Source organism: Lysinibacillus sp. FSL M8-0216, from assembly GCF_038595555.1.
GTDB lineage: Bacteria > Bacillota > Bacilli > Bacillales_A > Planococcaceae > Lysinibacillus > Lysinibacillus fusiformis.
In genome coordinates, this window is the sequence record NZ_CP152007.1 from 2,948,057 (window position 1) to 2,964,269 (window position 16,213).

Below are 16,213 nucleotides of genomic sequence, written 5' to 3' on the forward strand. Positions count from 1 at the left end.
TAAAACAAGTTCAGGTTATGTTGGTCACTGTTTCTTCTCTAATAAAACGTTGACAACTTTCTCTAGCTGAAGATCTAAAGAATATGGATCCTCCATGACGAATTCATCATCGAATTCACCATACATATAGACATTGCCATTTTTCACAGCAGGGGCTCCTTGCCAAATAGGGCTATTCAATATCTCCTCCGCATCTTCTTGCGAATTCACATAGACAAATACATGATCACCTAAATACTCGGGCAGCACCTCTAACGAAATATTTTCAAAGCCTTCTTTCATATTTAATGCTTGTTCTGTAGGAGGTAATTTCAACATCTGATAAATGGTATTACTACCATAATTCCCACCCTCAGCAGCTAACACAAACAAACCTGTAGGGCTTAATTGCACAATTGACACCGTTTCGCCTTCCTTAATGATACCTTCTATTTGTTCTCGAGCATCTTCTACCTTGCGTTCATATCCTTTTATCCATTCCTCCGCTTCTTGCTCTTTACCAAATACTTCAGCAATTCTTCTGAATTTTTCCAAAGGCCCTGCCGTTGAAAGTTCTTCCCAATACGGGATAAAAACTGTCGTTCCTATTTTTTCGTATTGTTCAATATTTTTTTCAATTGATCCAATAATTAAATCTGGCTCTAACATAATGAGTTTTTCCGGGTTCATTGGAAAATTACCTAAATTCTCAATTTTATCGAGTGTTTCTTGCGGAATACCAGATTTTTCTATCCACCCTTCCGTTAACATTCCTTCACGAACCCCGATTGGAATAATGCCTAGCTTTAATAGTTGTCCCATATATTGATCAGCCGCTACACGCTGTGGCTGTGCTGGAATTTCAACATCACCTCTTGGCGTAGAAACAATTCTTGTTTTCCCTTCCTGCATCACTTCTTGTCCACTATTCGCCTTTGTTTCTTGATTGGCAGCTGGTGTGGCTCCATTTGTAGTTGTTGCATTTGAGCATGCAGCTAATAATAATGATAGACACATAAACAACGTCATGGCCGTTACCTTCATGTTTTTAAACTTCGACATTTCGCTTGCTCCCTTTCGTTGATAATGATTTTCAATTTCATCATCAATATACCATTCGATATGATTGGGGAGAATAGCATATCTTCTTCTCCAAAGTGGCAATTCTTCATCTTCGCTTTTTTGTTTCCACGCTCTTTTAAATTGAGCTGGAGAAATGCCCTTATGTCGTTTAAAGCTTCGACTTAATGAATAGCCATCTGGATAACCAACATGATCCGCAATGTCCTGCAATGTCGCATCTGTTTGTACTAGCAATTTTGCTGCTTTATTTATACGTATTACACCCAAATAATGAATCGGGCTAGTATGCATTTTTTCTTTAAATAACTTAGATAAATAACCTACACTACAAGATAATTCCTGAGCCAGCTTTTCAAGTGTCAATGGCCTCTGATAATGTTCCTCTATATAACGAACTGCTTCTGTAACTATATCTGGCTTTATAGGGTGAATTCCCTGGGCATGCATTTGTCGTAGTAATTCATAAATATATTGATAAAACAATGCTTTTATATGTAAACGTTTCAGCTCTTTTTCATTGGGTTGTAGCCAAACCGTACTCATTTGCTCCACTTTATCAAGCAGAGTAAGTGGATTAGCTGGTGCGAAAGCATACTGGTATTGAAACGGATTGTCGTTTTCCAACAAAGCTACAATTTCTTGTCGATTTGGTAACGGTAGAGTGGTTTTATAGAAAATCAGAAAATACTCAAATTCCTTCTCTGCTACAATCTGTATACAGACCCCTTTGCCTGCATGAAAGGCATGAAAGGATTGTACCAAATGCCTATTTTTATCGACCCATATTTGAGCATCGCCTCTTTTTGTATACAGAAAGGCATTCGTAGGCAATGGATAAGGGCCGAATGCTTCTCCTTGTTCCATCATTGTAAAACGTATATCCATGATTTTAATGTACGCGTGATTCCACAAAAGTATATGGTCGTTTAATTTCATTTAGCTCAAGCACTCCTTCTAGTTTAACCATTGACATGGCTCTAGTTTAACAGAATTCTTGATAAATGATAATGATTCTCACACAAAGAAGGACTTGTCATTGTTGCGATCAAGTCCTTCTTTGTATTGTTTATTTTTTGAATCGATTGCCTGTGTTCATATAGATCATTAAAAAAATCGTAAGCACTACAAAAAGAACAAGACCGACAATAAATAACCACTGTGTGTGAAATAGTTCATTTAGCACCCATAAAAGTACACAAAAACAGTAGCCATACATCATCTTCCCCATAAATTTTGCAAGTGCTATTTCGTCATACGTATCTTTTTCGTCTTGTGACATTGTGTTAAAGCCAGCAATTAAAAAAGTTCCTTTCCCCTGTGATAATACAAGGGCAAAGATGAGAAATGGAAGCATGATGATTAAATATACAAAAACACCCACAGTGACTCAGCCTACTTTCCATAAATAAATTGTTGAATCGCTGGTAGTAAATCCTCATGTAGTGGAAGTGTTGGGTCTGCATACGTTGCTAAATTTGCGGCATAGTCTTCTGGTGCCTTTTTCAACACATGGTTCATCCCTTCCATATAAAGAAGCGTTGCATCAGGGTTACCTTTCTTCAATGCCTCTGCATCGACTTCCTTCACTTGTAAATCAGTCGTTCCTTGCACAAGTAGTACAGGACTCTTTACTTTTCCAAGCTCTGTGGCTGGATTATACTTTAACACGGAAATAAGGAAGGGCTGTACAGAAGGACGGAAGACTGCTTGTAATTCGGGCGAAATATTTTCCACTTGCTTTCCTTGCTTTAGAGCTGTCAAAATGTCCTTTGATTCTTTGAATAAATTTGGCGCTAGCTGACTTTTTAATTGCTCCACTAATACTTCATCCATTGGACGTCCAGCACCTGCAATCGAAACAAAGGATGCTACTCCTGTTTTTTGAGCCGCTAATAAACCAATTAATGAGCCTTCACTATGTCCAATGACATGAACACTTGTATAGGCTTTATTAGCCTGCAATGATTGGATGATTTGCACTGCATCTTCAACAAATTGGTCAAACGTCACATCTTCTTCTTTCGTCAAGAGTGCTTGATTATCCCCAATACCCCGTTTATCATAGCGTACAGTTGTGATTCCCTCCTGAGCCAAGCCTTCAGCCATCATTTTTAAACTATTATTTTTACCAGCTAAAACTGAATTACCATCCTTATCTGTCGGTCCAGAGCCAGCGATAATAACTGCGACGGGTGATGGAGATGTCGCATTGGCTTTTTGAAGAGCCACTATGAGGTCACCTTGCTGAACGGGAATCTTTACTGTTTCATAAGTTACTGGTTCCTCTTTATATGCTTGTAAGATAAGTGGGAAGGTCCCACCATTTTGTTGAAATGTAGCTTCTATTTGTTCATTTTTGAAAGTACCATTAATAGCAATTACTGAGCGGTTTAAATGAATGGAAACGCTTACCTGATCACCTGTATAGTTCACACTCTTCAACGGGAAATTAGATATGCCCTGTGCTGGCACGGATAGAGTACCACTATTTTTCTGTAAATCAACAATGATGGGTAGCTGTCCATTCGGTGTTTCAATATTGCCTTCCCATTTTCCAATAAACTGTTCGCTCATGGCACTTTCCCCTTTGGTCTCTTTATTTTCTACAATCTCTTCCTTTTGCCCACAGCCAGCTAAAAGTAAAAGCGTACAGCATAACACAAACAATTTTTTCAATTTAATCTCCCTCTCTATGTGAAACTTACTAATAAAATTGGCCATACTGCCCTACTGATTGTCATGTAACACCATTTTGCAAAATTGACTATCCCACCAATGCCTTATTGTTCTTAACTTACAAGGATGGATCGTATGTATTGGAATAAAAAATGCCCTTTTCCAAAGGTGAAATGGTGGTGCCAAAAATGCCTACTATTTATTAGCATAATACCCCTACTTCCATTGTTTTAAAATTCACTGGAATAATTTCGCTCTTTAGAGCAATCGCACAGCTATTCCATTAATTGATAGGCTAATGGACATCAAATAGAATCTGTTCTATATAGAGTAGTACAGATTGTTTTCATTGTCAAATGTAGGTATTATTGTAGTTTCTCCACCTCCCCCATTAAAAAGCAGCATAAAAAAGGATCCAGAAAAATTCTGGATCCTTGGACACTTATTGCTTCTATTTGATTTTTTACTGGAATGGTTTACGCTTCACCTTAATCTACAGTGAAACAGAACTCTGCTTCACCTTTAGGCTTAAGCTTTAAGAAGCTTCAACCATCCACAGTTGTGGCGGACTTTCCTGAGATTCTTGGTCTTTGGGTGTTTGACTATTACTCATTCTGCATCCTCCCCATCAGGTTAGATTAATAAGTGTTTCCGCTCTTATTATGAACCATTGCCCATTTGTTTATGCATGATGATAATCTTTTCTTTGGCGTACAATCATTTCTTATAAAAATCCCTCTACCATTTTTGTTCATCCAGTATGCAAGCCACGTTGAATATCTATGTTGGTCTTGTGGTGTTACACCATGTACAATTGCTGAGAAGCGACAATTATTAAGTCCTGATCGTGCATAGACACCACCATTCGAAAATTCAATAATCATTTTACGTAAACGATTCTATATCTACTAAAGCTTTGGATACGACCATCCTTGTAGCATCTTCTGCTGTAATCTATTGCTTAATTGTATCAAGTCTTTTAAAAAACGCTCAAGCATTTTGTCCTCTTACCACGTTTTCATACAAAAACCCCAATTCCGCGTCTCCAGAATTGGGGATTGTCCTTCACGTATGTAAGGTACTCTTTTTCACGTCACCCTCTGGCTTTGTTGAAAAAGGATAAGGTTTTCATAGCGCCTCACAGGACAGCTTTAATGAATATCTATGCAAAAGTCACGAGGACATGCACGCAAAATTAATGTTGGACAACTAGACAAGCTTGGGCTTTTTCAATTTGAATTTTGACTTGGTCAAAGCCAGTTCCCCCAAGGGAGTGACGGCGTCGGACAGCTGCTTCTGGCGCTAATACATCATAAATATCCGAATCAATTAGCTCGCTTTCACGCTTCATCTCATCCAATGGTAAATCTAATAAGTAAATGCCTTTTTGAATACATGTGAACACAAGTTTACCTGTCACCTCATGTGCCTCACGGAAAGGCATACCTTTTGTAGCAAGGTAATCAGCTAGCTCTGTTGCGTTCGAGAAGTCAGCATGAACAGCTTGCTGTAAACGTTCCTTATTGACAGTCATTGTACGAACCATACCTTCAAAGATTTTCAGAGAACCAAGAATCGTATGCACTGTATCAAACATGCCTTCTTTATCTTCTTGCATATCTTTGTTGTACGTTAATGGTGTTCCCTTTAAAACCGTTAACAAGCCCATTAGATTTCCATAGACACGTCCTGTTTTGCCTCGAATGAGCTCAGCCATATCAGGATTTTTCTTTTGTGGCATAATGGAAGAACCTGTTGAAAAGGCATCATCCAATTCGATAAATTTAAATTCATCTGTAGACCATAAAATAATTTCCTCAGCAAAGCGCGATAAATGAGCCATTAACAAGGATGCATTGCTTAAAAATTCTACAATAAAGTCACGGTCACTTACAGCATCCATCGAGTTGGCATAAACATCATTAAATCCTAGTAATTCTGCTGATTTTAAACGGTCTATTGGGAATGTTGTCCCTGCCATCGCTCCTGCCCCTAATGGCAAAATATCAATGCGTTTCATGGATTCTGTGAAGCGTTGCTTATCACGCTCTAGCATCCAAAAATAGGCCATTAAATGATGGGCAAAAGAAATTGGCTGAGCTCGTTGTAAATGTGTATAGCCCGGTGCAATCGTTTCAATATGCTCCTCGGCTTGGACTAATAAAGTTTGTTGGAATATAGCAATTAAATCAATCGTTTCCTGGACACGCTTTTTCAAAAAGAGATGCATATCCGTCGCAACTTGGTCATTACGGCTACGTCCTGTATGTAGTTTGCCACCAACAGGACCAATTAAATCAATGAGCATCTTTTCTAAATTTAAGTGTATATCTTCATTAGCAATGCTAAATTCAAGCTCACCTGCTATTGCCTTTTCTTTCAGTTGGGCAAGACCACTAAGTATGGCCTCTACATCAGCTGTTGGTAAAATCCCTGTTGCGCCAAGCATTGTGACATGTGCAACACTACCTTCAAGGTCCTCTAGCACAAGTTGTTGATCAAAGCCAATGGATGCACCGAATTCATCTACCCATGCTTCTGCTGATTTTTGGAAACGTCCACCCCAAAGTTTTGTCATGTCAGCTCACCTTTTCCTTTATTACTTTTCAAAAGGTGTAGGTCAAGCACAAATGCCTCACCCCACCCTGCTTATTACGATTACTTTTTATTAACAGCTGAGTTCACTACAGTCGGTAGACCCCATAGTTCGATAAAGCCAACAGCGGAAGCGTGGTTGAATTGATCTTCCTTCGAATATGTGGCTAATTTTTCATTGTATAGTGAATTTGGTGATTTACGTCCTTCTACAATGGCATGCCCTTTGAATAATTTCACACGCACTGTACCATTCACATATTGCTGTGATTGGGCAAGGAATGCCTCAAGTGCATCACGTAATGGAGAGAACCATAGACCATCATAAATTAATTCAGATAGTTTTTTCTCAATAACTGGCTTGAAGTGGGCTAATTCTTTGACAAGTGTTAAATCTTCAAGCTCCTTATGAGCCGTTAACAACACCTTAGCACCAGGAATTTCATAAACCTCACGAGATTTAATACCTACTAAACGATTTTCAACGTGATCGATACGTCCAATGCCATGTGCACCTGCAACTGCGTTTAATTCCTGAATTAAATCAGCAAGCTTCATTTCTTTGCCGTTTAAAGCAATTGGTTTACCAGCCACGAATTCGATTTCCACATACTCTGCTTCATTTGGTGCGTTTTCTACTGAAACCGTTAAGCCATAAGCTTCTTCTGGTGGAGATACCCATGGATCTTCCATAATGCCCGCTTCATTTGCACGACCCCATAAGTTTTGGTCAATTGAAAATGGAGAATCTAATGTTGCAGGAATAGGTACATTATGTTTCATCGCATATTCAATTTCCTCATCACGGCTCCAGCCCCACTCACGCACTGGTGCTAATACCTCTAGATCAGGATTTAATGCTTTAATAGAAACTTCAAAACGAACTTGGTCATTTCCTTTACCTGTGCAACCATGAGCTACAGCATCCGCACCTACTTGGTTCGCAATCTCAACCAATTTTTTCGAGATTAATGGACGAGAAAGAGCTGACACTAATGGATACTTTTGTTCATACCATGTGTGTGCTTGTAATGAAATTAATGCATAGTTTTCAGCAAATTCATCCTTTGCATCCACCATATAAGATTCAATCGCTCCTACTTGTAGAGCTTTGTTTTTTACAAACTCCAGATCTTTCCCTTCACCAACGTCAAGACATACTGCGATAACGTCCCAACCTTGTTCTTTTAACCATGGAATTGCTACCGAAGTATCAAGTCCACCTGAATATGCTAGTACAACCTTTTTATTTGCCATAAAAAATGCGCCTCCATTGCTCTACAGATATGTATGTTTATACATTCAATTAAAAGTTTATACACGAATAGTATCATGTTATAAAAATAAAAACAAGTGTATTTTTATAAATTAATAGTCTTTTATTTTTCTTATAAAAAGTCCGTTTACCCACACATTACTCTCAAGGAAATCAATGATAGATACTCAAAAAAACGCTTTTTCACTATAGACATAAATGTATACTGTATAAATTACAACAAAAAAGAATCCAATGTATAAACTGGATTCTTGTGACACTACTAATGGATAAATAAACGAACTATCCATTTTCATCTTAATCGGTCTTTGGGAGCCAATTGATTCATTGTTTACAAGTGAGAAGCGCTCACCCCCGCGGTAGTGTGGAAATCACCACATTGACTTTATGATGTCATTGGCTAGGTTTATTAGACCAAACCTTCTTTGGATTCATCAGTATAAGTAGAAAGGCTACTATTGAATACAGGATAGCGTTATACATCATTAAAATAATTAAATTCTCGTTTATAATGCCTATAAAAAAATTGAAGAATTGATGGATCATTATAGGAATGATTAAATTTTGATTAATTGTATAGAAGGCTGTCATAATAATGGTCGTAGAAATGATGGAAAGCATAAAGAATATGATGTATTTTAGTAGCTCCAGCCCTGTAAAACCTGTTGTGAACCAAATAGGTAAATGCCAAATTCCCCACCAAAATCCTATGATGATTGCAGATTGTAATGACCCATATTTCTTTTGGAGCTCAAGCAACGCAAAGCCTCTCCACCCTAATTCTTCTCCTATAGGTCCTGATAATAGATTTTTAAAGAAATAATAACTAAGCATTCCCCAGGAGGAAATAGTCAAAATAGCATCAGCTTTAGTATTCTTCATAACAACAAGTAAGATGATCATAAAGATGGTGGCTTGAATAAGCAGAACAGAAAGAATGACAGAAAATCGAAGTTGATTTTTAAATTTTTGTTTCACGAAATGTAAAAAATGCTGCCCTGGATAAATTTTTGAAAATAGTATGGCAAAGGCAAAAGTCGATGACCATGCAGATAGACAGCGTACTATATCGAATACCCATGTTGGAAAGCCTAACATTTTAACGGCTCCTACAAGGCAAAAAAGTGGCAAAAAGATGATATTAGTCAGGATAATGAAACTCGCTACTGGTCTTTTTAGCTTCTTTTTTTTGTTCATATAATAAATCCCCCGTTTCGTTCTGAATACTTTCAGCTTAAACCTGGGGGTTGCTCACAGGTCAATACATATTTCCATCTATCACTCTATCTTATGGGAACATACATTTCTAAAAATATTCGTTCTAGTCCTCCCTCGAAAGTAGCTAGTAATAAGTTAATATAAACGAGACCTAAAAGTTCATAGCCATTTTCTTTGGCTACTCTTCTAATTGTTGCTTCCACTTGGTCGTCTGTATTTTTGCCACCCGTCGACCATCTTCCATCTTCAATGACAGTATATAAACAGGTAGGATGATAAAAAACTTGCTCTTGTAACGCTTTCTCGTTTTCTTCTAGCTTTCGCACAATCATAAATTTATCTTCCTGCATGCCTTGTTCATTAAACTGTATTACTCTTCTTAACGATGTCAGGATAACCGCTTTTTTTAAACTGTCTGTATTTTCTTTAAGTGCGTCATATTCTTCATAAGCTGTATAATGGTCTATTACGCCTAACATGGCTAGTGGTTTCATTTCTTTTATCGTAAAGGTACCTAAGTATTGTTAAATTTTTTGGCAATCCTCTTGTGCATTTTGGAGTTTTTTTAACAGTAGGTTTTTATAGGCTATCTCCTCTAACACCTGTTGTTCTTTCTCCTCTAATAGGAGTTGGATTCCCTCAATACTCATGCCTTTTCTTACTTCTTGTATTCGTTTAATTTCAAAATCCAATTCTCGATAAAAATTGACGGTTGTTAAATTATATATATCCAATTGATTGTATGTTCTATAGCCATTCTCACTATTTTGTTGAGGCTTAACCAATTCCATTTCCTCATAATATTTGATCGTATCTCTAGAAATGCCTAAAAATTTTGCCACTTGTCCAATTGTATACATAATACCCCCCCTTTTCTTAGCCAGTATGAAAAAACTGTAGACATGAAAAGTACATGCTTACAGTTAGATGTTCATTATTTTTTATGGAAAAATGATTTCCCTAACAACTCAATGGTTGCAGGTGCCAGTGCATACAGTTTACTTGATAGCCCCATGATTTTGGGGAGGTTGATCTCTCGAACTGGGCGCTCAATTGTTTTAATTGTCGCCTGTGCCACTTCATCAGCTGATAATAAAAATCTACCTAAAGATTCGCGATAGCCACTTTGATCATTGGCCTTGTCTAAAAATGGTGTATCAATCGGACCCGGGTGAATAGCCGTTACTTTTACATGATATGGCGCAAGCTCCATCCGTAGTCCATTTGTAAATCCTACAATCGCATGTTTGGTTGCTGCATAAACACTTGCTTTCGGAGTGGCGACCTTGCCAGCCTGAGACCCAATAAAAATCAAATGCCCTTGATTTTGCTCCATCATCTTGGAAGCTAACCGTTTCGCAAGGTAAATAGGTACACTAATATTCACTTCAATCATTTGTGCAATATCCTCATCCATTAACTTTGGAGCCTCAGCAAATTTTCCAACACCAGCTGATAGGATGGCGACATCAATGGGTGGAAGCTGGGCACAAACAGCGTCGAGTGTATGTAAATGGGTTAAATCAGCTTGAATGACTTTGGCTCCCAAACGTTCTAAAACTTTTAAAGCTACAGCATTGCGGCCTGTGGCATAAACGGTATGACCTTGCGCTACTAGTAACTCCGTTATTTTTAAGCCTACACCACTTGTTGCCCCTGTCACAAAGATCGTCTTACTATTCATAAATAGTCCTACTTTCTTTTAAATAAATAGATGCCTTCTTCTGTCTTCGTTGAAGTAATATAATTATTTGCCTCTAAATAATCTAAATGCCCCAACGTTTTGGACAGTGTTAAACCAAGCATATGCTGGAAGATAGCTGGATACAATCGTTTCGTCACTTGCACAACCGTTAATTGATCTTCCCCTAGTAATTCACAAACTTTCATAGATTGCTGATGCTGTCTTTCTAGTCGTTTATCAATTAAGATCGGAATGTCTTGTAGTTCAGCCCCATGTCCTGTATACATCATTTTGACAGGCAATTGGCGTAAAATTTCTAGCGATTCATTATATTGTAATAATGATTTTGTGCGTCCCAATGAATGATCTAATGGTGGCTCAATTAAAGGGTTCGGCGTTATTTTTTCAAGTAATAAATCTCCGCCAATCACATGATGTGTTTGTTCATCCCAAAAAATAAAATGGCTTTGTGCATGCCCTAATGTTTCAATTGCCTTTAATCCTGGATGCCCAGGTACTTCATCTCCATCCGTCAAAATTTGTGTCAATGGACGTTCACCTACAAGCTCTAATTCGCGACGAACATGTACACTTTTAGCAATATACTCTTGTGGTACCCCATGTTCAAATAAACGTTCACTGTAAAATTGCTCGTGATAACGTAAAAACTCCTCGTCATGACGAAGCCACTTATCATTATAGGCATGACCTAAAATTTCAGCATGTGGAAATGCATCGACCCATCCCGCATGATCAGGGTGATGATGGGTGAGCACAACTTGTTCAATATCTCGCATATCGTAGCCTGCGGCGCGAATCCCCCATTTCAGAGCATCATAGGCTTCTACCGTTTTTGGTCCAACATCAAAAATGCTAAGTGCATCACCTTTCACAATAAATGCATTGACATCTCCTACTTCATAGGGTGTTGGTATTTCGATTTTGTATATAGACAAAGTTGTCTCCCCCTTTTTACTCGCTAGTGAATACTGATTCATTCTATTTTACAAGTTTTTTCTGTTTTCGTCATCTTCCTGTTGACAGGTTGCTTATCCATCACTATAATTTTGAATAATCTAATTATTAATGTGCGTTGAAGAAGCCGAGTACGTAATTGGTGAAGGTGTTAGAGAGTGTTACATTTGCTGAGAGTAACATCACCCACTCCCATTACCGAACCTATTTCTGAGCAGTTATGCAAACATAACCGTATCCCTTGCGATAAAAGGGCTAAGAGTTGTGCCAACATTGGCAAACAAAGGTGGTACCGCGGAAACAAAAGCGTTTTCGTCCTTCTAAATAAGGACGAGAGCGCTTTTTTATTTTGAACTGGAGGTTTTATTCATGAAAAAAATTTTATTTATCGGTGCGGGGTCAATGGCAGAGGCATTGATTCAAGGGTGGATAAAGCAAAAGGTATTTTCACCACAGGAAATTTACGTCACCAATCGCTCTGACAAAGAACGTCTACATTTTTTACAAGAAACATATGGCATTCACTGCATGTTTGATCAGGCCATTTTTCGTCAGGCAGATCTAATCATTTTGGCGATGAAGCCAAAAGACGCAATTGCAGCAATGCGTGAGTTAAAACCAAAAATCACAGCACAGTCTGCGATTCTGTCCATTCTAGCAGGTATTGGGATAGGGACGATTACTGAACTTTTAGGGAGCCGTCCAGTCGCACGAGTGATGCCTAACACGTCTGCCACTATCGGTATGTCCGCAAGCGGCATTGCATTTAATAACGAAGTATCTACTGCACAGCGTATTCTTTTTCTCCAGTTATTAGAGGCTGTTGGCTCCGTTATTGAAGTAGAAGAGGATCAATTACATGCAGTCACAGCCCTTTCAGGTAGTGGTCCTGCTTATATTTATTATTTAATGGAAGCGTTCGAGCGTGTAGGAACAGAGGTAGGTCTATCCAAAGATACAGTACGATTGTTGATGACACAAACACTTGCTGGTACTGCTGAAATGCTCAAGCAATCCGTAGATGAGCCGGATGTCCTACGCAAAAAAGTAACAAGCCCTGGCGGGACAACTGAGGCGGGGATTCAAGCGCTAGAGCAATATCAATTTAATGAGGCGATTGAAGCTTGTATTAAAGAAGCAGAAGCACGATCTCGTTCACTTGCAAATGGATAACATTAGGTGCAAAATAAAGTTTATCACTAGGAATTAGGGGGCTTTATTTTGAGTAAATTATTCGAACCTTATCAATTACAATCGATTTCCTTAAAAAACCGTGTTGTCATGGCACCAATGTGTATGTATTCAGCCGAGGATGATGGTATGGTCACACCTTTCCATCAAGTCCATTATGCGACACGGGCAGCTGGGCAAGTAGGATTAATCATTTTAGAAGCTACGGGTGTTGTACCAGAAGGTCGTATCTCCAACAAGGATTTAGGCATTTGGGATGACGCGCATATTGAAGGCTTACGTCAATTAGTAGAGGGCATGAAAGCATATGGGGCTAAAACAGGCATCCAGCTTGGTCATGCTGGACGTAAAGCAGCAATAGATGGCGAAATTTTTGCCCCATCAGCAATTGCCTTTAGTTCAGACTATCAAACACCAACAGCCATGTCTGAAGAGGACATTCATCATGTGATTGAAGCGTTTAAACAAGCGGCTATTCGTGCGGCAAAGGCAGGCTTTGACGTACTAGAAATTCATGGAGCACATGGCTATTTAATCAGTGAGTTTTTATCGCCTGCTACGAACAAACGTGAAGATCAATATGGTGGCTCACAGGAAAATCGCTATCGTATATTGCGCCAAATCATCGATGCTATTCGCAGTGTTTGGGATGGGCCATTATTGGTACGTGTTTCTGCAGAAGATTACGCAGAGGATGGCACTACAATGGAAGATTTCATCGTCTTTAGCCGCTGGATGAAGTCACAAGGAGTAGACCTAGTAGATGTATCAACAGGTGGCGTTGTCCCTGCTGCTATCAATGTTTTTCCAGGTTACCAAGTTTCTCATGCTGAAGCCATCAAACATGGGGCTGATATCCCTACTGGTGCAGTGGGCCTTATTACAACAGCCATTCAAGCCGAAGAAATTTTGCAAAATAATCGTGCAGATTTAATTTTCTTAGCTCGTGTTTTACTCCGTGAGCCGTACTGGCCCCTCCATGCAGCTAAAGAATTAAGCGAAGAACTGCAACCACCCGTACAATATGTTCGTGGTTGGTAATCCTCTTTCCATAACAAAACAGCTTGTGCGTTCACAAGCTGTTTTTTAATTAGAACAGTGGATTTTGTTTGATTTCTTCATCAATAGCCTGTACTAATGCCTCCGCATCATCCGCAGTGACGATTTCTCCGTTCACAATAGCAAAAATACCTTGCTCACAGATTTCACAATGCGATGTACAACCCGATTCCTCCATCTCAATATCTTCACGTTCTAGTAAGACATCATATGCATCTGCCGCACCTAACGATAAATTCGTGATGCAAAACTCAACTCTATTTTTTAATGGTTGTGAATCTTTCTTCTTTTTAAAAAGAGAAAATACCATGTTTATTCCCCCTTACAAACTATCATCTATCATACCATAATGGGACACTGTCTATGAAAACCCTTACAAACATTTCACTCAGATTCCCCTCATTTTTGAACATCGTGTGAATTATAAATAATTTCTAGTTAGTAACAACTCTAGTAAGTCATTTGGAACATTTGTCGACTCTTTATAGAACAAGTATACGGGTACATTTGGCAATGAAAAGCCTTCAAACGGTACAATATTAAAACGTCCCTCCATACGTTCTTTTCTTACGATCATACGAGGTAGAAAAGACATCCCTAACCCGTCTTTGATTAGTCTTTTTACGACATAGGATTGGGAAATTGATACTTGCCTCGTTAAAATATAGTTTTCTCTTAAATTATGTAAAAGCTCATTCCAAATAGTTGGGTGATGATGCGTAAATAATGTATATGTTTGAAATAGCTCTTCATAATCGATGTAAGCCCCTGTTTCATCATCATAAGCATCTAATGGAATCACTAATTCTAACGGGCTTTCAATAAGCAGCTCTTGATGCCAATGTCGATAGCGGGTCGGTAATAAGGAGATACCTATATGGGCTTGATGCTGATGAACTAAATCTTCAATTTTAGCTGAATCCTCCACTAAAATCGAAATTTCCAATGCAGGGTGATCATTGATAAATTGATACAAAACATGCGGTAAAATGGTTTCCACCATTAAAGGGGTCATAGCGATAATAACCTTTTCGTGAATGCCTTTACTCACTAAACGAATACGTTCAATACTTTGCTCCCACTGGAGGACCATTTGCTGTGCCTCTATTTGAAATAGCTTCCCGGCTTCAGTTAATTGGACACGGTTTCTTTCACGCTTAAACAATTGAACATGCAAAAATTCTTCTAACTGTTGAATGTGAACGGTGATACTTGGCTGTGAAAGATGAAGTTGTTGTGCCGCTGTTCGAAAATTACAAGTTTGAGCAGCTACAATAAAGGACTGTAACCATTTATACTCCATGTTTTCTCCTCCTTGATTACTATTTTTGATTAAGTTCATTACATATATTTAATTTACTTAATTATACAATAATAATAGACTGACTATTAAATAGATGATGCAAAAGGAGAGATATACATGTCTTATGCTACATTAAGTCGTCAATTTCGAATATTTGCCGAACAGGAATGTGTAGACTCTAGCCCCCTGTATGAACATTTAGCTAATAGTATTGCTGTGGATGAGGAGCTATTAGAGATTGCCTCCATGATTCCACCCAATCAACCCGCACCCAATTTATTGTTGGCGGCTGTGCAATATTTATTGGGTTCCTTGAAAGATCCTTTAGCTAAGTATTACGCGTCTTTTACGGCAACTCCAATTCCCATTCAAGGGGTTTACCCTGTCTTTAAGGCATTTGTAATGGCGCATAAAGCACAATTAAAGTCATTGTTTCAAGAAAAACTTGTCCAAACCAATGAAATTCGACGTTGTGCCTATCTCTATCCTATGATGACTGACATTTATCACAAGCATCAACGACCATTAGCCTTCATAGAAATAGGAGCAAGTGCTGGACTTCAGCTTGGTATGGATCACTACAATTATTGTTACAATCATCAATTATCCATTTACAATACGGACAATGGATGCACCATATCCTCAGAAAACCGTGGGGAAACACTTCCTGTGTCTGTGTCTAAGCCACCTGTTGTTTGTCAAAGGATTGGCATTGATTTAAATCCTATTGATCTCCGACAAAAGGAAGACAGTCAATGGCTACAAGCTTTAATCTGGCCTGAACACCATGAACGTCGATTGTTGTTAAATGAAGCTCTCCCTATCTTCGGTCAATTAGATATTCAGTTAATAAAGGGTGATGCAATCCAACTAATAAAAGAGCTTAGTCAAACAATTGAGCAAGAGGCAATGTTAGTCGTTTATCATACACATGTCGCCAACCAACTGCCATTACCATTACGGCATGAATTAATGGAGCAATTAAAGGAGATAAGCATGGAACGACCTCTTTATCATTGCTATAATAATTTATTTGACTTACAGCTACATCAAGATTTTATGCATCTTGGCACCATCGAGCCGATTCGTACAATGGAACGACCAGATGGGCATGCACGCTGGTTTAAATGGGCCAACTGCTAGCATGTACAATAAAAAGAAACGCTGTGCCCTA

13 protein-coding genes and 1 pseudogene are annotated in these 16,213 nt (G+C 38.5%); 3 read left to right on the plus strand and 11 right to left on the minus strand.

All coding sequences use genetic code 11. The annotated features are described in order from the left end of the window. Positions 1–24 precede the first annotated feature (24 nt). The 9 genes and pseudogenes from MKX57_RS14470 to MKX57_RS14510 form a co-directional block, all read right to left on the minus strand. Positions 25–1,998, minus strand: coding sequence for an AraC family transcriptional regulator (locus MKX57_RS14470; protein WP_175445548.1), 1,974 nt, complete (start codon positions 1,996–1,998; stop codon positions 25–27). 130 nt (positions 1,999–2,128) lie between these two features. Further along, complete coding sequence (locus MKX57_RS14475; RefSeq protein ID WP_008178323.1) at positions 2,129–2,443, minus strand: DUF3784 domain-containing protein; 315 nt, start codon at positions 2,441–2,443, stop codon at positions 2,129–2,131. An 11-nt stretch (positions 2,444–2,454) separates the two neighbouring features. Then, positions 2,455–3,738 (minus strand): alpha/beta fold hydrolase, encoded by a 1,284-nt coding sequence (locus tag MKX57_RS14480; RefSeq protein ID WP_342550374.1) that lies wholly within the window; start codon positions 3,736–3,738, stop codon positions 2,455–2,457. 1,195 nt (positions 3,739–4,933) lie between these two features. Next, positions 4,934–6,316, minus strand: a complete 1,383-nt coding sequence (gene argH / locus MKX57_RS14485) for an argininosuccinate lyase (protein WP_008178319.1) — start codon at positions 6,314–6,316, stop codon at positions 4,934–4,936. 80 nt (positions 6,317–6,396) lie between these two features. Next, entirely contained in the window at positions 6,397–7,590 is a 1,194-nt protein-coding gene (locus tag MKX57_RS14490) for an argininosuccinate synthase (RefSeq protein WP_008178318.1), read from the minus strand. A gap of 412 nt (positions 7,591–8,002) precedes the next feature. Next, positions 8,003–8,806 (minus strand): CPBP family intramembrane glutamic endopeptidase, encoded by an 804-nt coding sequence (locus MKX57_RS14495; protein WP_090002600.1) that lies wholly within the window; start codon positions 8,804–8,806, stop codon positions 8,003–8,005. Between the two features lie 86 nt (positions 8,807–8,892). Continuing rightward, positions 8,893–9,687: pseudogene (locus tag MKX57_RS14500) on the minus strand (MerR family transcriptional regulator). Between the two features lie 74 nt (positions 9,688–9,761). Continuing rightward, entirely contained in the window at positions 9,762–10,511 is a 750-nt protein-coding gene (locus MKX57_RS14505; protein ID WP_342550375.1) for an SDR family NAD(P)-dependent oxidoreductase, read from the minus strand. An 8-nt stretch (positions 10,512–10,519) separates the two neighbouring features. Further along, positions 10,520–11,509, minus strand: a complete 990-nt coding sequence (locus MKX57_RS14510) for an MBL fold metallo-hydrolase (RefSeq protein WP_008178313.1) — start codon at positions 11,507–11,509, stop codon at positions 10,520–10,522. Positions 11,510–11,855: 346 nt separating this feature from the next. On the opposite strand from MKX57_RS14510, the gene proC reads away from it, so the two are divergent. Next, positions 11,856–12,659, plus strand: coding sequence for a pyrroline-5-carboxylate reductase (gene proC, locus MKX57_RS14515; protein ID WP_008178312.1), 804 nt, complete (start codon positions 11,856–11,858; stop codon positions 12,657–12,659). A 48-nt stretch (positions 12,660–12,707) separates the two neighbouring features. After that, positions 12,708–13,718 carry an NADPH dehydrogenase NamA gene (namA, locus tag MKX57_RS14520; RefSeq protein WP_008178311.1) on the plus strand — a complete coding sequence of 337 codons (1,011 nt, stop codon included), beginning with the start codon at positions 12,708–12,710 and terminating at the stop codon, positions 13,716–13,718. Positions 13,719–13,767: 49 nt separating this feature from the next. On the opposite strand, the gene MKX57_RS14525 is transcribed toward namA, so the two are convergent. Beyond that, a complete protein-coding gene (locus tag MKX57_RS14525) occupies positions 13,768–14,046 on the minus strand; it encodes a DUF1450 domain-containing protein (RefSeq protein WP_008178310.1) in 279 nt (92 codons plus the stop codon). Positions 14,047–14,157: 111 nt separating this feature from the next. Further along, positions 14,158–15,039 carry a LysR family transcriptional regulator gene (locus tag MKX57_RS14530; RefSeq protein ID WP_170844131.1) on the minus strand — a complete coding sequence of 294 codons (882 nt, stop codon included), beginning with the start codon at positions 15,037–15,039 and terminating at the stop codon, positions 14,158–14,160. Positions 15,040–15,156: 117 nt separating this feature from the next. On the opposite strand from MKX57_RS14530, the gene MKX57_RS14535 reads away from it, so the two are divergent. Beyond that, the gene (locus tag MKX57_RS14535) at positions 15,157–16,182 is read left to right on the plus strand and encodes a DUF2332 domain-containing protein (RefSeq protein ID WP_342550376.1); all 1,026 of its coding nucleotides are present in this window, start codon (positions 15,157–15,159) and stop codon (positions 16,180–16,182) included. The last annotated feature ends 31 nt before the right edge of the window (positions 16,183–16,213 follow it).